The 17,389-nt window shown below is 71.3% G+C and carries 15 protein-coding genes; 6 read left to right on the top strand and 9 right to left on the bottom strand.

What is annotated here, in order from left to right; genetic code table 11:
- Positions 1-10: 10 nt before the first annotated feature.
- Entirely contained in the window at positions 11-517 is a 507-nt protein-coding gene (locus tag ABT171_RS12850) for an RNA polymerase sigma factor (protein WP_351242822.1), read from the bottom strand.
- Between the two features lie 90 nt (positions 518-607).
- A complete protein-coding gene (locus ABT171_RS12845; protein ID WP_351242820.1) occupies positions 608-1,783 on the bottom strand; it encodes a glycerophosphodiester phosphodiesterase in 1,176 nt (391 codons plus the stop codon).
- A 1,135-nt stretch (positions 1,784-2,918) separates the two neighbouring features.
- Here ABT171_RS12845 and ABT171_RS12840 point away from each other — a divergent pair.
- Positions 2,919-3,548, top strand: coding sequence for a lysophospholipid acyltransferase family protein (locus ABT171_RS12840; RefSeq protein WP_351242956.1), 630 nt, complete (start codon positions 2,919-2,921; stop codon positions 3,546-3,548).
- A 122-nt stretch (positions 3,549-3,670) separates the two neighbouring features.
- Entirely contained in the window at positions 3,671-5,275 is a 1,605-nt protein-coding gene (locus tag ABT171_RS12835) for a multicopper oxidase family protein (RefSeq protein ID WP_351242818.1), read from the top strand.
- 25 nt (positions 5,276-5,300) lie between these two features.
- On the opposite strand, the gene ABT171_RS12830 is transcribed toward ABT171_RS12835, so the two are convergent.
- The 5 genes from ABT171_RS12830 to ABT171_RS12810 form a co-directional block, all read right to left on the bottom strand.
- Positions 5,301-6,824 carry an MFS transporter gene (locus ABT171_RS12830; protein WP_351242816.1) on the bottom strand — a complete coding sequence of 508 codons (1,524 nt, stop codon included), beginning with the start codon at positions 6,822-6,824 and terminating at the stop codon, positions 5,301-5,303.
- Positions 6,821-7,372 carry a TetR/AcrR family transcriptional regulator gene (locus ABT171_RS12825; protein ID WP_351242814.1) on the bottom strand — a complete coding sequence of 184 codons (552 nt, stop codon included), beginning with the start codon at positions 7,370-7,372 and terminating at the stop codon, positions 6,821-6,823. The genes ABT171_RS12830 and ABT171_RS12825 overlap by 4 nt, the downstream gene beginning before the upstream one ends.
- A gap of 82 nt (positions 7,373-7,454) precedes the next feature.
- The gene (locus ABT171_RS12820) at positions 7,455-8,426 is read right to left on the bottom strand and encodes an aldo/keto reductase (RefSeq protein ID WP_351242812.1); all 972 of its coding nucleotides are present in this window, start codon (positions 8,424-8,426) and stop codon (positions 7,455-7,457) included.
- A gap of 93 nt (positions 8,427-8,519) precedes the next feature.
- On the bottom strand, positions 8,520-9,953 hold the full coding sequence (gene argH, locus ABT171_RS12815) for an argininosuccinate lyase (protein WP_351242810.1): 1,434 nt from the start codon (positions 9,951-9,953) through the stop codon (positions 8,520-8,522).
- Between the two features lie 38 nt (positions 9,954-9,991).
- Positions 9,992-11,185 carry an argininosuccinate synthase gene (locus tag ABT171_RS12810; protein ID WP_351242808.1) on the bottom strand — a complete coding sequence of 398 codons (1,194 nt, stop codon included), beginning with the start codon at positions 11,183-11,185 and terminating at the stop codon, positions 9,992-9,994.
- Between the two features lie 173 nt (positions 11,186-11,358).
- Between ABT171_RS12810 and ABT171_RS12805 the strand changes: the two genes are divergently transcribed.
- From ABT171_RS12805 to ABT171_RS12795, 3 genes are all read left to right on the top strand, one after another.
- Positions 11,359-12,177, top strand: a complete 819-nt coding sequence (locus ABT171_RS12805; protein ID WP_351242806.1) for a hypothetical protein — start codon at positions 11,359-11,361, stop codon at positions 12,175-12,177.
- Positions 12,178-12,298: 121 nt separating this feature from the next.
- On the top strand, positions 12,299-12,886 hold the full coding sequence (locus tag ABT171_RS12800; RefSeq protein WP_351242804.1) for a pyridoxamine 5'-phosphate oxidase family protein: 588 nt from the start codon (positions 12,299-12,301) through the stop codon (positions 12,884-12,886).
- Between the two features lie 3 nt (positions 12,887-12,889).
- Entirely contained in the window at positions 12,890-13,594 is a 705-nt protein-coding gene (locus ABT171_RS12795; protein ID WP_351242802.1) for a L,D-transpeptidase family protein, read from the top strand.
- Here ABT171_RS12795 and ABT171_RS12790 read toward each other — a convergent pair.
- A complete protein-coding gene (locus tag ABT171_RS12790) occupies positions 13,581-15,062 on the bottom strand; it encodes a sensor histidine kinase (protein ID WP_351242800.1) in 1,482 nt (493 codons plus the stop codon). The genes ABT171_RS12795 and ABT171_RS12790 overlap by 14 nt on opposite strands.
- Positions 15,059-15,799, bottom strand: coding sequence for a response regulator transcription factor (locus ABT171_RS12785; protein ID WP_351242798.1), 741 nt, complete (start codon positions 15,797-15,799; stop codon positions 15,059-15,061). The genes ABT171_RS12790 and ABT171_RS12785 overlap by 4 nt, the downstream gene beginning before the upstream one ends.
- Before the next feature lie 197 nt (positions 15,800-15,996).
- Here ABT171_RS12785 and ABT171_RS12780 point away from each other — a divergent pair, with 197 nt between their 5' ends.
- Positions 15,997-17,379, top strand: a complete 1,383-nt coding sequence (locus ABT171_RS12780; protein ID WP_351242796.1) for a ferredoxin reductase family protein — start codon at positions 15,997-15,999, stop codon at positions 17,377-17,379.
- The last annotated feature ends 10 nt before the right edge of the window (positions 17,380-17,389 follow it).

The following is a 17,389-nucleotide window of genomic DNA, read 5'->3' as shown; positions in this document are numbered from 1 at the left end:
TCCCTCACTCCTATCCCCGCACTTCGCCGGAAGCAACCTCCGGTGTGAGCAATCGGCGCAGACAACCCAGACATCTGGAGCGTTCCGGGCCGAGGCTGCCCTGTGAGATACCCAACTCCCCCGCGATCTCCCGGTATGTGAGGTCCTTCGGGGACAGCAGGGCCTCGATGAGCCGGGGGCAGCGGCCGGGCAGGCGGCGCACCGCGTCGCGCAGGGCGCGGTGCCGGGCGGCGGTGAGGACGTGCTGCTCGGGGTCGGCGCGGGCCTCATCGGCCGGTTCGGTGCCGTACGGGCGTTCCCGGCGGCTGGTACGGCGGCTGCGGCGGGCCTCGGCGCGCACCGCCTTGCGCAGCCAGCCCTGCGGGTCCGGTGGCGGACCGTCGGTCTCCAGGCGCTCCAGCAGGCGGAGCCAGACGGCCTGCTCCAGGTCGCCGGGCTCACCTCCGGCCGCATATGCCTCGGCCGAGGCCTCGGCGGTGAGCAGCGGGTGCAGGGCGGCCACCAAGTCATACGTCATATGCGGAACGACGTACCGCCCCGGGAGCAGGTTTCCGGGGCGGCGCACGGCCACCCGAACGGGTGCGGGAAGGGCTGTTCGTTGACCGGGTCAGCCCGCCAGGAAGTCGGCGCGGGCGAGCACACCGGTGTCGGCGTTGTCGGTGAAGACGCCGTCGATGCCGGTCGCGAAGTACGTCTTGAACGCGCCGAAGGGGTCGCCGTAGGCGTCGGCCGCGCTGCCCTTGCGGTACTCGGCCGGGAGGAAGGGGTTCTCGTTGCGCATGGTGTACGGATGCAGGATCAGGCCCACCTTGTGCGCGTCGGCGACCAGGGTGGTCGGCTTGCCCAGGGTGCCGTCGGCGTTCTTGGGGATGACCAGGTCCAGGGTCGGGCCGATGCCCTGCGCGTAACCGGCGATCTCCCGCAGGCCCTTGGGGGTGATGAGGTCGGCGACCGTGCGCGGGTCGCCCGACGCGACGAAGTCGTAGGGGCGGCTGTCGGCCGTGGAGAGCAGCACGACGAGCGGGTTGTCGACCAGCTGGTTCAGCTTCTGGATGCTGGTGGGCTCGAAGGACTGGAGGATGACCGGTGAGTTCCGGCCGTCCTTGCCGTACTTGCGCAACAGCTTCGCGACCCGCTCCTCCAGGCCGAGGCCGAGCCGCCGGAAGTACGTGGGGTGCTTGGTCTCGGGGTAGATGAAGACCTGCTTGCCGCGCTTGCGGGTCTGCTCGTCCTGCCACTTCAGGACCTCTTCGAAGGTGGGTATCTCCCAGCGCCCGTTGTAGAGGGTGTTGTGCGGCCGGTTGGCCGGGATGCGCTCGACGGCGCGCAGCGTCTTCAGCTCGGCGAGCGTGAAGTCCTCGGTGAACCAGCCGGTGGTGGAGACGCCGTCGAGGACCTTGGTGGTCCTGCGGTCGGCGAACTCGGGGTGGGAGGCGACGTCCGTGGTGCCGCCGATCTCCGGTTCGTGCCGGCAGACGAGATGACCGTCCTTGGTGGGCACCAGGTCACCGGCCTCGACCACGTCGGCGCCCAGGTCCAGGGCCAGTTCGTAGGAGCCGAAGGTGTGCTCGGGGCGGTAGCCGCTCGCCCCGCGGTGGCCGATGATCGTGGGCACCGGCAGGCTCTTCAGCCCCCGGCCGCCGTGCCCGCCCGTCCGGGCCCCGGCGGCCTCGGCCACGTCCGGCAGCCCGAGCACCGCTCCGCTCGCACCGAATACCGCCGCGCCGAGGATCGCCCGCCGTCCGGTGCCCTGCGTCTTCTCATTCGCCTGGTCGCTGCCCATCAGCGCCCTCCTGCCGTCTGATCGTGAGTGCGGCCCGATCGTAGGGGCCCGGACATGACCGAAGGGAGTCCTGGGCCGGAACAGGCGGGTGTTGCCGGGTGTCCTGTGGAAGGCGCACGGTGAGGACCGTCGGGGGGCGCGCTGGGTGACGGGCCGGGGGGGATGTGCAGGGTGGGGCTGTCGGGGGACGTGCCGGATGAGGGCCGTCGGGTGAGGTGCCGGATGACGGGTGTCCGGGGATGTGCAGGATGAGGGGTGTCCGGGGATGCGCAGGGCGGGGGCGGTCGAGGGAGCGCAAGGTGACGGGCCGTCGGGGTGGTGTGGAAGGTGACGGCCGTCGGGGGGACGCGCAAGGTGACGGGTGCCCGGGGACACGCAAGGTGACGGGTGCCCGGGGACACGCAAGGTGACGGGTGTCCGGTGATGTGCCGGGTGAGGGCCGTCGGGTGAGGTGCCGGGTGACGGGTGCCCGGGGATGTACAAGGTGACGGCCGGCGGGGGATCCGCAGAGTGACGGGCCCTGGTGCCGGTGACGACGGCTGGCCGGGGAGGCGAGTGCGGGGGGCCATCGGGGACGCCCCTGAGGACCGGCTGCCCGTGGAATCGAGTGGGCAGCCACCGGGGACGCCCTTGACAACGGGCCGCCCGGGGAAGCGAGTGCAGGCCACCACCAGGGACCCGGGATCCCCCTGGTGACCGGCCGCCGAGGGAAGCGACTGCAGGCAGCCACCCGGGATCCCCTTGATGACCGGCGCCCAGGAAAGCAAGTGCAGGCAGCCGCCGGGATACCGGCACCCCCGGGCCGCCCACGGAAGCGAGTGCGGGCAGCCGCCAGGGGGTACCCGTGATGACAGCCGACTGGATGGCGGTCGGGGGGGTGTCGCCGGCCGGAGGGGTGGCTCGCGCGATCTCCGTCACACCGTCACCGGCGCGTTACGGCTCGTCCCCGTCGCGCCACCGCAGGTAAACCCGCGTCAACTCTTCGTAAGACCTCGGTGAACCGGGCGTACCCGATGTGCGCCCGCCCGGCACCCGCGAGTAATGTCCTCACCTGCACAGACTCATATCGATCCCCTCGACATCGGAGGACCCGTTGTCCCGCTTCGCGCTCATCAAGGCAGTGCTCGGACCGATCATGCGCCTGATGTTCCGCCCACAGGTGGAGGGCGTGGAGCGCATTCCGGGAGACGGTCCGGTCATCCTGGCCGGCAACCACCTCACGTTCATCGACTCGATCGTGCTGCCGGTGGTCACCAAGCGGCAGGTGCACTTCATCGGCAAGGACGAGTACGTCACCGGCAAGGGCTTCAAGGGCCGCCTGATGGCCTGGTTCTTCACCGGTGTCGGCATGATCCCGGTGGACCGGGACGGGGCCAACGGCGGCGTGGCCGCGCTGATGACCGGGCGGCGGATCCTGGAGGAGGGGAAGATCTTCGGGATCTACCCCGAGGGCACGCGCTCGCCCGACGGCCGGCTGTACCGGGGCCGCACCGGGATCGCGCGGCTGACCCTGATGACCGGTGCACCGGTGGTTCCGTTCGCGATGATCGGCACCGACAAGCTGCAGCCGGGAGGCAAGGGCATCCCGCGGCCCGGCCGGGTCACCGTCCGCTTCGGCGAGCCCATGGAGTTCTCGCGGTACGAGGGGATGGACCGGGACCGCTATGTGCTGCGGGCCGTGACCGACTCCGTGATGGCCGAGGTCATGCGGCTGTCCGGACAGGAGTACGTGGACATGTACGCCACGAAGGCGAAGGCCGCCTAGACCTTCCGGTGGACCCGCCGGCGGGCCGGCTCCGTCCGCCTGCCGGTGGAATCTGCTCCGACACTTCAGCCATTCCGCCGCATTTACCGGCCATATGAGCGCACAACATGTCTTATTCAGACATGCAGAAACCTTCGCGGCGTACCCTGCTCCGTGCTCCGATCGCCACCGCCGGGGCGGGGCTCCTGGCGGCCTGCTCCGGTTCCGGCTCCAAGCCCCCGCACCACGGGAGCGGTGCGGGCAGGTTCGTGCCACCGGGGCCCAAAGGGTACGTGAATCCGTCGGATCCGGAGGTTCTCGCCGCCGAGCGGAAGCGCGGGGCAGGTCCCGTACGCACGTTCAGGTTCACCGCTGCCGAGTCGACGCTGGACCTGGGCGGGAAGTCCGTCCGGAGCTGGGCGTACAACGAGGTGCTCCCGGGGCCGCTGGTGCGTGTCACCGCCGGTGACGTCCTCGACCTCACCCTCACCAACCGGCTTCCCGTCACGACCACGCTGCACTCCCACGGGGTGCGTCTGCGCTGCGACATGGACGGCACTCCGGACCTGACCCAGAACGCCATTCCCTCCCGGGCGGACTTCACCTACCGCTTCGTCGCCGCTCACCCGGGCACGTATCTGTTCCACTCGCACGTCGGGCTGCAGCCCGACCGCGCCCTGTACGCGCCGTTCATCGTCGACGATCCCAAGGAGTCCCTCGCCTACGACAAGGAATGGGTCGTCGTCCTGGACGACTGGGTGGACGGGGTGGACGGCTCCACCCCCGACCAGGTGCTCGCCCAGCTCAAGCCCGGCGGGAGCGATGCCGCGATGCCGGGCATGGCCATGGGCCCCGGACACGGCACCCCGAGTCCCCGTCGGTCGTCGTCCCGCGGGCGTGCGGCGGGCCCCTCCCGGGTGCTGCGCGATTCGCACAGCCGCATGCTGCACGGCGAGGGCGGCAGCGTCGCCTATCCCCTCTACCTGGCCAACGGGCGCCTGGGCAGCCGTCCCTCCGTCTTCCGCTGCCGCCCCGGCGACCGTGTCCGGCTGCGGCTCATCAACGCGGGCTCGGAGACCGCCTTCCGGGTCGCGCTCGGCGACCACAGGATGACCGTCACCCACACCGACGGCTATCCCGTGGTGCACCAGGAGACCGACGCCCTGCTCATCGGCATGGCGGAGCGGTACGACGTCCTGATCACCGCCAAGGACGGCGTCTTCCCCCTCGTCGCCCTCGCCGAGGGCAAGAAGGGAAAGGCGCTCGCCGTCCTGCGCACCGACAAGGGGAAGAACCTTCCGGCGCCGGACGTGCACCCGGACGAACTCGACGGAAAGGTCGTCCCGGCCCGCCGGCTCAAGCCCGCCGACTCCGTCGCCCTCGCCGACCGCCACCCCGACCGCGAGATGCGCATCCGGCTCACCGGCAGCATGGAGAAATACGACTGGGCGTTCGACCACAAGCCCTACGACGTGCGGCAGCGGCATCCCGTCCGGGCCGGCGAGCGGGTCCGGCTCACCCTCATCAACGCCACCGACATGTGGCACCCCGTGCACATGCACGGCCACACGTTCGCGCTCACCGGACTGGACGCGGTGGGGGCCCGCAAGGACACCTCGATCGTGCTGCCGCACCGCAAGCTGGTCGTCGAGTTCGACGCCGACAATCCCGGGCTGTGGATGCTGCACTGTCACAACCAGTACCACTCGGAGAGCGGGATGATGACGGTGCTCGGCTATCTCCGCTGACCCCAGGGGCCCTGCGGAGCCGCGCTCAGCCCGCGCTTTCCAGTTTCTGGTTCTTCAGCATGAACCACGCCGCGATCGACGTCAGCAACAGGACCACCGCTCCCACGCCCGAGGCCAGGGTCAGGCCGTGGACGAAGGATTCCCGTGCTGCGGACAGCAGGGCCTCCGCCGTGGGCGTCGGCATGTGCGCCGAGGCCTCGACCGCCGCGCCCAGCGACTCGTGGGCCGCGGCGGGGGTGCCCGCGGGGCCGGTGAAGTCGCGGTAGACGCCCGTCACGATGGAGCCCAGCAGGGCGATGCCGAGCGCCGCGCCCAGTTCGTACGCCGTCTCGGAGACCGCCGAGGCGGCGCCCGCCTGGTCCTTGGGGACGCTGGAGAGGATGACGTCCGCGGTGACCGTGAAGGAGAAGCCCGCGCCGATCCCGACGACCAGGAGGGCGGCGCCGAGGACCGGGTAACCGGTGGACTGGCCGAGCGCCGTCAGCACGGCGAGGGCCAGGCCGACGGCCGCCAGACCGCCCGATACCACCGCCCGGACCGAGAAGCGGCGGGCCACGCGGCCCGCGACGAGACCGGCCGCCACCGCGCCGACGGCGGCGGGCAGTTCGGCCAGGCCCGCCTCGAACGGGCGCCTGCCCTGGACGAGTTGCAGGTACTGGGAGAGGAAGAACACCAGGCCGGACAGGCCGAGCACGGTCAGCAGGTCGGCGAGGACCGCTCCGCTGAAGCCACGGCGCCGGAACAGACGCATGTCCAGCAGCGGGGCGGGCATGGTGAGCTGGCGGTGTACGAATCCGTGGAGCGCGGCGGCGCCCAGCAGGCCGGCGGCGGCTGTGGGCCAGGTGAAGCCGTGGGTCGCGGCCTCCTTCACGGCGTACACGATGCCGATCATGCCGACCAGCGACAGGACGACACTGCTCAGGTCCCAGGGCCCGGGAGCGGGGTTGCGGGACTCGGGCAGGGTGCGGATGCCGACCAGGACCAGGACGGCCATCACGGGCAGGTTGATCAGGAAGACCGAGCCCCACCAGAAGTGTTCGAGGAGGAAGCCGCCGGTGATCGGGCCGACGGCCGTGCCGGCGGAGGCGGTCGCGCCCCAGATGCCGACGGCGAGGCTGCGCTCGCGCGGGTCGTGGAAGATGTTGCGGATCAGGGCGAGGGTCGCGGGCATCAGCGTGGCGCCCGCGACACCGAGCAGCGCCCGCGCCAGGATCATCAGTTCGGGAGTCGTCGCGTAGGCGTTCAGGACGGACAGCGCGCCGAACGCCGTGGCGCCGACGAGCAGGATCCGCTTGCGGCCGATGCGGTCGCCGAGGCTGCCCATGGAGACGAGCAGACCGGCGATGACGAAGGAGTAGACGTCCCCGATCCACAGGAGCTGGGTGCCGGAGGGGTCGAGGTCTTCGCTGATGTACGGGGTGGCCAGACCGAGGACGGTGGCGTCGACGGCCACCAGCAGCACGGCGAGGACGAGGACGGAGAGCGCGAGCCAGCGGCCCGGGCGCTTCACCGCCTCCGTCGTCGTGGCCGGCTGCAGGGTGCTGGTCATGATTCCTCTCTTCGTAGCGCGCCGCCGAGCAGCAGCTCGGCGACCATGGTCGGAAAGTCCCGGGCGGCCACACGGCCGTCCAGGGTGGCCCAGGCGCAGGAGGCGGTCAGGCCGTACAGCGCCTCGGTGAGCCAGACGGGAGTGAGGTCGATCCGGAACTCTCCACTCCGCTGCCCGCGCTGGAAGACCGCCCCGATCCGGGCGTCCAGCCGCTGCCAGCCCTCGTTCTGCCGGTCGCCCTCCCAGAGCTGGCTCTCGCCGTACAGGAAGGCGAGCAGTCCGGCGGCGGGCTGGATCTCCCGCACCAGTCTGCGTACGGCCTCCGCCGCCGGCCCCTCGTCGAGCCGGGCCGCGTCCACCGCCGCCTCGCACTCCTCGATGCCGAGCGCCTCCAGCGCCCGGACGAGCGCGTCGCGCCCGGCGAAGTGGCGGTGCAGGGTGGCCCGGCTGATACCGGCGGCCTTGGCGACCTCGTCCATGGTCGCGGTGGACTTACGGGTCAGCAGGGCGGCCGCGCTGCGCAGCACCTGGTCACGATCGAGGGCCATGAGACAAGGGTAGCCCATGTGAGACATTCATGTCTCATTCCAGGCATGGATGACTCGTCGCTGCTGGTCAGAGCGCTGATCGTCAGTGCCAGGGCAGCTGTCCGCGCCGCTCCCAGTAGGCGCGCGGGTCCTCGGCGAGCGAGGCGAGACGCGTCAGCCGGTCCGTGTCGAGGTCGACGGCGGGAGCGTGCAGGTTGGAGGCGAGCTGGGTGACGGTCGCGGCGCCGGACAGGACCACACCCGCCCAGGGCTGGCACAGGATGAAGGCGAGGGCCACGGCGTCGCAGCCGAGGGAGGTCTCCTCGGCGACGGTCTTCAGCGCCTCCGGCGCGTGCGGCGCGGCCAGCCGGCCGTTGGCCATGCCCTCCTTCACGATCACCGTGAGCCCGGCGTCGTGCGCCTCGGCGAGCGCGGGGGCCGCCGAGGTCTCCAGCACGTTGTAGGTCGACTGGACCGTACGGAAGAGCGGCTCGCCGTCGACGGTCACGGCGAGCGCGGCGCGGACGGCGTCGGCCTGGGCGGGGCCGCTGGTGGAGAAGCCGATGGTCAGACCCTGGGCGGCGGCCTCGGCGAGCCGGGCGTGCAGGTCCTTGTCGGTGAGGGCCGGACTGTCCGGGGTCACCGAGTGGATCTGGTAGAGGTCGAGCCGGTCGCCGAGCAGCGCGTCGGTCTCGGCGCGCTGCCGCTCGTACGTGGCCAGGCTGTGGTCCTTGACCTCGTGCGTCTCGGCGTCCGCCGACCAGCCCGCCGTGTAGGTGTAGCCCCACTTGCTGCCGATGACCACGTCGTTCGCATGGGGGCGGGCGTTCAGCCAGTCGGCGAGGAACTCCTCCGAGCGGCCGTAGGAACGCGCGACGTCGAAGTAGCGGACGCCCTGGGCGTACGCGGCGTCGAGGAGGTCGTGGGTACGGCTGCGCATCGCCTCGACGCTGCGGTCGTCTCCGAGGTCGTGGTCGCGCCCCAGGTTGATGTAGCCGGGGCGGCCGACGGCGGCGAGACCGAGGCCGATGTGGCAGGTCGGGGTGGTTGCTGTGGCCAGTCGGGCGAAGGGCATGGGGAGTTCCGTTCGGTCGGCTCCGGTACGGCTTCGACCAACGTAACCCCCGATGCCCTTGAGGTCAGCCCGTGTCTGTCGGGGCGCTGTGGCTCAGCCCCGCTGCTTGGCGTGCGCCCACTCGTGCTGGGCCGCCACGTCCGCCTTGACCTCGGCCAGCTGGACGGCGACCGCGCTCGGGGCCGTGCCGCCCCGGCCGCTGCGGGACGCCAGCGCGCCCGGGACGTTGAGGACGGTCCGCACCTCCGGAGTGAGGTGGGCGGAGATCTTCGCGAACTGTTCGTCGGTGAGGTCGTCCAGTTCCTTGCCCTCGGCCTCGGCGACCTTCACGCACTCGCCGGCCACCTCGTGCGCCACGCGGAACGGCACGCCCTGCTTGACCAGCCACTCGGCGATGTCGGTGGCGAGCGAGAAGCCGGCCGGGGCCAGCTCCTCCATGCGCTCGCGGTGCACGGTGAGCGTCGCCATCATGCCGGTGAACGCCGGGAGCAGGATCTCCAGCTGGTCGACGGAGTCGAAGACCGGCTCCTTGTCCTCCTGGAGGTCGCGGTTGTAGGCGAGGGGCAGCGCCTTCAGGGTCGCCATCAGCCCCGTCAGGTTGCCGATCAGACGGCCGGACTTGCCGCGTGCCAGCTCGGCGATGTCCGGGTTCTTCTTCTGCGGCATGATCGACGAGCCGGTGGAGAACGCGTCGTGCAGGGTCACGAAGGAGAACTCCTTCGTGTTCCAGATGATGATCTCCTCGGCGATCCGGGAGATGTTCACGCCGATCATCGCGGTGATGAAGAGGAACTCGGCGACGTAGTCCCGGGAGGCCGTGCCGTCGATGGAGTTGCCGGCGCTGCCGTGCTCGAAGCCGAGGTCCCGCGCCACCGCCTCGGGGTCCAGGCCCAGGGAGGAACCGGCGAGGGCGCCGGAGCCGTACGGGGAGACCGCCGTGCGCTCGTCCCACTGGCGCAGGCGCTCCGCGTCCCGGGACAGGGACTGGACGTGGGCCAGTACGTGGTGGGCGAACAGGACCGGCTGGGCGTGCTGGAGGTGGGTGCGGCCGGGCATCGCGACGTCCGGGTGCGCCTCGGCGAGGCCGATCAGGGCGTCCTGGAGGTCGGCGATCAGGCCGCCGATGATGCGGGCGTGGTCCCGCAGGTACATCCGGAAGAGGGTCGTCACCTGGTCGTTGCGGGAGCGGCCCGCGCGCAGCTTGCCGCCGAGGTCGGGCCCGAGGCGCTCCAGCAGGCCCCGCTCCAGGGCCGTGTGGCAGTCCTCGTCGGCCATCGTGCCCACGAACGAGCCGTCGGCCACATCGGCTGCGAGCTGGTCGAGGCCGGCGATCATCCGGGTCAGTTCGTCGTCCGTGAGGAGCCCGGCCTTGTGCAGCACGCGCGCGTGGGCACGCGAGCCGGCGATGTCGTACGGCGCGAGCCGCCAGTCGAAGTGGACGGACGCGGACAGCTTCGCCAGGGCCTCGGCGGGACCGTCGGCGAAACGGGCGCCCCAGAGCCGTACGTCACCGCTGTTGCTGCTCACTTGCGCTGCTCCTAGAGAGATTGGTGGATGGACCGTACTCACGCGAGGTCTCGCCTGGCGGCGATCTTCGACGACAGGCTGTAGATGTCGATGAAGCCCTTGGCGGCGGCCTGGTCGAAGGTGTCGCCGGTGTCGTAGGTGGCGAGGTTGAAGTCGTAGAGCGACGACTCGGAGCGGCGGCCGGTGACGACCGCGCGGCCGGCGTGCAGGGTCATCCGGATGTCACCGGTGACGTGCTGGTTGGCCTCGTTGACGAAACCGTCCAGGGCGCGCTTGAGGGGGGAGAACCACTGGCCGTCGTAGACGAGTTCGCCCCAGCGCTGCTCGACCTGCCGCTTGTAGCGGGCGAGTTCGCGCTCGACGGTGACGTTCTCCAGCTCCTGGTGAGCGGTGATCAGGGCGATCGCGCCCGGGGCCTCGTACACCTCGCGCGACTTGATGCCGACGAGGCGGTCCTCGACCAGGTCGATCCGGCCGACGCCCTGGGCGCCGGCGCGGTCGTTGAGCTGCTCGATGGCCTGCAGGACGGTGACCGGCCTGCCGTCGATCGCGACCGGGACGCCCTGCTCGAAGGTGATGATCACCTCGTCGGGCTCGTGCGGTGCGGCGGGGTCGTCGGTGTACTCGTAGATGTCCTCGATCGGGGCGTTCCAGATGTCCTCCAGGAAGCCCGTCTCGACGGCGCGTCCGAAGACGTTCTGGTCGATGGAGTAGGGGGACTTCTTGGTGGTGGCGATCGGGAGCTGCTTGGCCTCGCAGAAGGCGATCGCCTTGTCCCGGGTCATCGCGTAGTCGCGGACCGGGGCGATGCACTTCAGGCCGGGGGCGAGGGCGGCGATGCCGGCCTCGAAGCGGACCTGGTCGTTGCCCTTGCCGGTGCAGCCGTGGGCGACGGTCGTGGCGCCGTGCTTCTGCGCGGCGGCGACCAGGTGCTTGACGATCGCGGGCCGGGACAGGGCGGAGACCAGCGGATAGCGGTCCATGTAGAGGGCGTTGGCCTTGATCGCCGGGAGGCAGTACTCGTCGGCGAACTCGTCCTTGGCGTCGGCGACCTCGGCCTCGACGGCCCCGCAGGCGAGGGCGCGCTTGCGGATGACGTCCAGGTCCTCGCCGCCCTGGCCGACGTCCACCGCAACGGCGATGACCTCGGCGCCCGTCTCCTCGGCGATCCAGCCGATGGCGACGGAGGTGTCCAGACCGCCGGAATAGGCGAGTACGACGCGCTCGGTCACGGGATTCTCCTCACACTGCACGTGCTGTCATGCATGAGTATGCAGACCTCTGCATGATTCGTCAATCCTCGGAGTTCTTGAACAGCAGCAACCGCTTTCCCGTACTCACCGGCAGACGCAGGCGCCGCGTCGGTCACCGCTGAACCCACTCCTGACCCAAGTGAGGCATCCGCATGTCCAGGGCTCTTCCGAAGTACAACAAGCGTCGCGTGGCGATCATCGGCGGTGCTGCCGCCGTGGCGCTCTCCGGCGCGGTGATCGCAGGCTCGGCCCTCGCCGGAACGCCCGACAAGAACAGCGGCACCACGAACGCCCGCACCCTGGCCAGTCCCGGCACCATCACCTGCCCCGACGTCGCCTCCAGGCTCCCCGCCGTCCCCGCCACCGCCAAGGCCGAGGTCGACCGCAACCTCACCCTCCTCCAGACCCAGATCCAGGAAGCCGACAAGCGCCTGCAGACCACCGTCGGCCAAGGCGGACCCAACTTCGTCAACAACGCCATCCTCGGCCCCCTCAAGGACAAGCGCGTCTCCACCATCGACCGCATCGCCACCGCCATCGGCCGCACCACCACCAAGCCGACCGGACTCGACTCCCTGGCCGCCTGCGCCCTGAACGGGAGCGGGGGTGCGGCGGCCGGTTCCGGCGCACCGAGCACGGCCGCCTCCCAGCAGGCGGGCACCGGCGCGAAGACCGCAACCGGCACCATCACCTGCCCCGACGTCGCCTCCAAGCTCCCCGCCGTCCCCGCCACCGCCAAGGCCGAGGTCGACCGCAACCTCACCCTCCTCCAGACCCAGATCCAGGAAGCCGACAAGCGCCTGCAGACCACCGTCGGCCAAGGCGGACCCAACTTCGTCAACAACGCCATCCTCGGCCCCCTCAAGGACAAGCGCGTCTCCACCATCGACCGCATCGCCACCGCCATCGGCCGCACCACCACCAAGCCGACCGGACTCGACTCCCTGGCCGCCTGCACGCTCACCCGGTGAGGTAGCGGGCGGCCGTGTGCCGCCCCGCCCGGGGCGGCACACGGCCACGGCGAGTCCGGATGGCGGGCTTTCCCGTGAATTCCTTAGACAGGCGAACGAGTTGCGCCCATAATCGTTAGACATGGGAAAGACCTATGAGCGCATCGACGGCAGGCTCCGCACGTTCATCGAGGAGCAGCCCCTCTTCTTCACCGCGACCGCCCCGCTGTCCGGCGACGGCACGGTCAACCTCTCCCCCAAGGGCCTCAAGGGCTCGTTCGCCGTCATCGACGAACTGACCGTGGCCTACCTGGACTTCGCCGGGTCCACCGCGGAGACCATCGCGCACCTCAGGGAGAACGGCCGGATCACCCTGATGTGGTGCGCCTTCCAGGGCCCGCCGAACATCGTCCGCGTGCACGGCCGGGGCGAGCCCGTCTTCCGCGACGACCCTCGCTTCAAGGGGCTGCTCGGTCACTTCCCTGACATCGACCCGACCCGGCACGGACTGCGCGCGATCATCGTCGTACACGCGGACCTGGTCCGGGACAGCTGCGGGTACGCCGTCCCCCGCATGGCGTACGAGAGCGACCGCGACCTGCACGGAAGGCGTTTCGCACGGGACGACGACGCCTCGCTGAGCGCGTACTTCGAGAAGAAGGAGCATGTCGCGACGAGCCTGGACGGACTACCCGGGCTGCCGTTGCCGCTTCCGCCGTCTACCGTCTGAGCCATGCGCCCCGGTGTCGTGCTGGCCCTCGTGTCCGCGTCCTCGCTCGCCCTGCTCGGCTCCGCCCCGGGCGCCGGGTCGGAGCCGTTGCCCGTGCGGATGGCGGACACCGGCGGCGGCAGCCAGCTGATCATCGCGCAGGCGGACAGCGCCGGCTCCTCCTCGGGCACGCTCAGCTGGTGGGACCTGAAGGACGGGCAGTGGGTGCGGGCCGGCACCGCACCGGCGCGGTTCGGAGAGAACGGGCTCGTCGACGGCGGCTCCCGGGTGCAGGGCACGAACACCACACCGACGGGGCTGTACGGCCTCCCGTTCGGCTTCGGGATCAAGGCACCGCCGAGCGGGACGAGCGTCGAGTACCGGCCGGTGAAGGAGAGTTCGTGGTGGTGCCAGGACAATGACTCGGCGGCGTACAACCGGTGGGTGGATCCGTTGCCGGGCGACTGCCGGGCGTCCGAGTCGGAGCACCTGATCTCCTACGCGACGCAGTACGCGTACGCGCTCGTCATCGGGTTCAACTACGACCAGCCGGTGCGCGGGCGTGGCGCCGGCATCTTCCTGCATGTCAACGGGCAGGGGGCGACGGCCGGTTGCGTGTCGGTGCCGGAGGACGCGATGCAGCGGATTCTGCGGTGGGCCGACCCCGGGAAGGAGCCGCACATGGCCATCGGGACCGCGGACGGGGTGACGGCTCTCACCCGGTACTGAAGGCCGGCAAGCGCACCCGGAAGGTCGTGGAGCCCGGTGTGCTCTCCAGGTCCACACCGCCTCCGTGAGCCTCCGCCACCGCCGCCACGATCGACAGGCCCAGGCCCGCTCCGGCGCCGGGGGCGTCCGCGCGGCGGCGGTGTTCTGCTCGGGTGAAGCGTTCGAAGACCTCGGGCTGGATGCCCTCGGGGACGCCGGGGCCGTCGTCGTGGACGGACATGAGGGCCGAGTCGGTGGTGGTCTCCAGGGTGACGGTGACCTCGGTGCCGACGGGCGTGTGCAGACGCGCGTTGGCCAACAGGTTGGCCAGCACCTGGTGGAGTCGGTGGGCGTCTCCCGGTACCGTCACCGGTTCCTCCGGGAGGTCCAGGGTCCAGCGGTGGCCGGGGCCGGTGGCGCGGGCGTCCGTGACCGCGTCCAGGACGACGTGGGTCAGGTCGACCGGGCGGCGCTCCAGCGGGCGGCCCGCGTCGAGGCGGGCCAGCAGGAGCAGATCGTCGACCATCTCGCCCATACGGGCGGACTCGGCCGTGATGCGCCGCAGGGCGCGGGTCACCTCCGGTGGTACCGGGCCCGGGTGGAGGAGGGCCAGTTCGGCGTGGCCGCGGACCGAGGCGACCGGGGTGCGCAGCTCGTGGCTGGCGTCGGCGGCGAAGCGGCGCAGCCGTTCCTCGCTCGCGTGCCGCTTGGTCAGCGCGTCCTCGACATGGCCGAGCATGCGGTTGAAGGCCCCGCCGACCCGGCCGACCTCGCTGTCCGGGTCGGTGTCCGGAGCGCGCGCCGGCAGCGCCACCTCCCCGCTGGCCAGCGGAAGCTCACTGACCCGCGTGGCGGTGGCGGCGACCCGGCTGAGCGGGCGCAGCGACCAGCGCACCCAGAAGGCGCCGGCCACGCCGGTCACCACGAGCGCGAGCCCGAAGACGATCCCGGCGACCAGTTCCAGGTGGTGGACCGTGGCCTGGACCGGCTCCAGCGGCAGGCCGACGATCAGCACGTCCCCGTCCCGGCCGGCGGTGGCGATGACCCGGTAGTCGCACAGGGCGGAGAGTTCCACCGTGTGCGGTCGGCCGTCGACGGGCACGGCGGCCAGCCTCCCGGCGTCCTGTGCGGTCAGGTCGACGCTCAGGTCCGCCGCCGGGTCGCCGGAGCGGATGAGGCCGTTGTTGGTGACCGTGCCGTCCAGCAGGCGGGCGCCGAAGGTGCCGGTGGCCATCCGGCGGGTGTCGGCGTGCTCGTCCCCGTCGTGGTCGCTCGGCAGTGTGCCGTTGCGTTCGAGGCTCTCCGGGAACCGGGTGCCGACCTGGGCGAGCTGTTCGTCCAGGCGCTGGGTGAGGGAGCCGTTCAGCTCGACGACCGCCGCCAGGCCCACGGCCGCGCAGCTCACCGCCAGCAGCACCACCAGGCCGAAGGTCAGCCGGGCGCGCAGGGTGCGGAGGCGGGGCAGGCGCGGGTGCCGTACGGACCTCACCGGGGCACCGGCTTCAGGACGTAGCCCGCTCCGCGCACCGTGTGGATCATGGGCTCGCGGCCCGCGTCGACCTTCTTGCGCAGGTAGGAGATGTACAGCTCGACGACATGGGCGCGGCCCCCGAAGTCGTACGACCACACCCGGTCGAGTATCTGCGTCTTGCTCAGCACCCGGCGCGGGTTGCGCATGAGGAAGCGGAGGAGTTCGAACTCCGTGGGTGAGAGTTCGATCAGTTCGCCGGCCCGGGTGACCTCGCGGGCCTCCTCGTCCATCACCAGGTCGCCGACGATCAGCCGCGGCCCCTCTTCCTGCTGCCGGGCCATGCCCGCCCGGCGCAGCAGGCCGCGCAGCCGGGCGACGACCTCCTCCAGGCTGAAGGGCTTGGTGACGTAGTCGTCGCCGCCCGCGGTGATGCCCGCGATACGGTCCTCGACCGCGTCCCGTGCCGTGAGGAAGAGGACACAGACGTCCGGCTTCACCTCGTGCAGCCGGCGCAGCACCGCGAAGCCGTCGGTGTCCGGGAGCATCACGTCCAGGACGACGGCGTCGGGCAGCAGCTCGCGGGCGGTGGCCAGGGCCGAGGCGCCGTCGCCGGCCGCGCGGACCTCCCAGCCCTCGTAGCGCAGGGCGCCGGTGAGCACCTCCGCGAGGTCGGGGTCGTCGTCGACGACGAGGACGCGCAGCGGGGTGCCGTCGGGTCGGGTGAGGGCCGGGCGGCCGGAACGGGTGGTGTTCATCGCGCTTACCAGCATCACCCACGTGGCCGGGTCGGACGTACCGCCCGCCCTCTGAGTTTTCTCTGAGTGCGCTCGCCCGTCAGGTACGGCCGACGAGGGGACAGCCACTGATGACCACCGTGGATGCGGGGCCGCTGAACACCCACCGCATGCGGCACGTATCTCTGGGCCAAGGGTCAAGTCCCCACGGAGGAACCGTGACCACCACGCTCGCAGGCGGACGTGCCGCCCGCCGACAGACGATGCGCCGCATCCGCCCGCGCCGCTCCCCGGCCGTCCCGCTGCTGCTCGCCGTCTGGGCGGGCGCGGCGGCCGTGCTGTGGCTCTGGTGGCACAACACACCGTCGGTCGCCGACGACAGCAGCAGGATCCTCAACGCGGGCCGGATCACCGGTCTGCTGGCCGGCTATCTGGTCGCGCTGGTCGTGCTCCAGATGGCGCGCGTGCCCGCACTGGAGCGGCGGGTCGGCTCCGACCGGGTGGCCCGCTGGCACGCGATGAGCGGCCGCTACACGCTCTGCCTGATCGTGGCGCACGTGTTCCTCACCATGTGGGGGTACGCGCTGCAGGCGGGCAAGTCGCTCGGCGACATCGTGCAGCAGACCACCGACTCCATCAACCAGCTGCCGGACGTGGGCAAGGCGGCCATCGGCACCGGCCTGTTCGTGCTCATCGGGCTGACGTCGATCGGCGGGGTCCGCCGCCGGATGCCGTACGACACCTGGTACCACGTCCACCTGCTGACGTACGCGGCGGTGTTCCTGACGTTCTGGCACCAGATCACCACCGGCAACGACTTCGCGGTCGAGCCCGCCGCCAAGACCTTCTGGTACGGCCTGTACGGCACGGTCACCGCGCTGGTGGCCTGGTACCGCATCCTCACCCCGATCCGGCTGAACCTGCGGCACCGCATGCGGGTGGAGGCGGTCATCGAGGAGACGCCGGGCATCGTGTCGGTGCTGATCGGCGGGCGGAGGCTGCACCGGATGGGCGCGGAGGCGGGCCAGTTCTTCCGCTGGCGGTTCCTCGCCCCCGGGATGCGGTTCAGCTCGCACCCGTACTCCCTGTCGGCGGCGCCCCGCCCGGACCTGCTGCGGATCACGGTCAAGGCCATCGGCGACCACAGCGAGCGGCTGCGCGAGCTGACGCCCGGCACCCGGGTGTGGGCGGAGGGCCCGTACGGCGCGATGACCGCGCAGCGCCGCAGCCGGGGCAAGGTGCTCCTGGTCGCGGGCGGCGTCGGGATCACGCCGATGCGCGCGCTGTTCGAGACGCTGCCCGGCGCGGCCGGCGACATCACCCTGCTCTACCGGGCCAACAGCACCCAGGACCTGGCGCTCTGGGACGAGCTGGCGAAGATCGCCGACGAGCGGGGCGCCCGGCTGATGTACGCGGTGAACAGCCCGGAGGGCGAGCGGCCGGACATCTCCGCGGAGAACCTCCAGCGGAAGATCCCGGACATCGAGCGCCACGACGTGTTCATGTGCGGCCCGGCCGGGTTCGCCCAGTCGGTGTACGAGGCGCTGCGCGGCGCGGGGGTCCCCGCCCGCCGCATCCACCACGAGTCGTTCGAGATGTGAGCAGGAGCTG

Origin of the sequence: Streptomyces sp. NPDC001851 (assembly GCF_040297165.1) — a bacterium.
In the GTDB taxonomy this organism is placed as follows: Bacteria; Actinomycetota; Actinomycetes; order Streptomycetales; family Streptomycetaceae; genus Streptomyces.
This window is presented reverse-complemented; position numbering and strand designations above follow the sequence as displayed.

Excerpts from the sequence above, each read along its gene's own strand:
- ABT171_RS12785 (WP_351242798.1), bottom strand. The coding sequence starts at position 15,799 with ATGAACACCACCCGTTCCGGCCGCCCGGCCCTCACCCGACCCGACGGC.
- ABT171_RS12795 (WP_351242802.1), top strand. The coding sequence starts at position 12,890 with ATGCGCCCCGGTGTCGTGCTGGCCCTCGTGTCCGCGTCCTCGCTCGCC.
- ABT171_RS12830 (WP_351242816.1), bottom strand. The coding sequence starts at position 6,824 with ATGACCAGCACCCTGCAGCCGGCCACGACGACGGAGGCGGTGAAGCGC.
- ABT171_RS12840 (WP_351242956.1), top strand. The coding sequence starts at position 2,919 with ATGCGCCTGATGTTCCGCCCACAGGTGGAGGGCGTGGAGCGCATTCCG.
- ABT171_RS12820 (WP_351242812.1), bottom strand. The coding sequence starts at position 8,426 with ATGCCCTTCGCCCGACTGGCCACAGCAACCACCCCGACCTGCCACATC.
- ABT171_RS12845 (WP_351242820.1), bottom strand. The coding sequence starts at position 1,783 with ATGGGCAGCGACCAGGCGAATGAGAAGACGCAGGGCACCGGACGGCGG.
- ABT171_RS12800 (WP_351242804.1), top strand. The coding sequence starts at position 12,299 with ATGGGAAAGACCTATGAGCGCATCGACGGCAGGCTCCGCACGTTCATC.
- ABT171_RS12825 (WP_351242814.1), bottom strand. The coding sequence starts at position 7,372 with ATGGCCCTCGATCGTGACCAGGTGCTGCGCAGCGCGGCCGCCCTGCTG.
- ABT171_RS12850 (WP_351242822.1), bottom strand. The coding sequence starts at position 517 with ATGACGTATGACTTGGTGGCCGCCCTGCACCCGCTGCTCACCGCCGAG.
- ABT171_RS12835 (WP_351242818.1), top strand. The coding sequence starts at position 3,671 with ATGCAGAAACCTTCGCGGCGTACCCTGCTCCGTGCTCCGATCGCCACC.
- ABT171_RS12805 (WP_351242806.1), top strand. The coding sequence starts at position 11,359 with ATGTCCAGGGCTCTTCCGAAGTACAACAAGCGTCGCGTGGCGATCATC.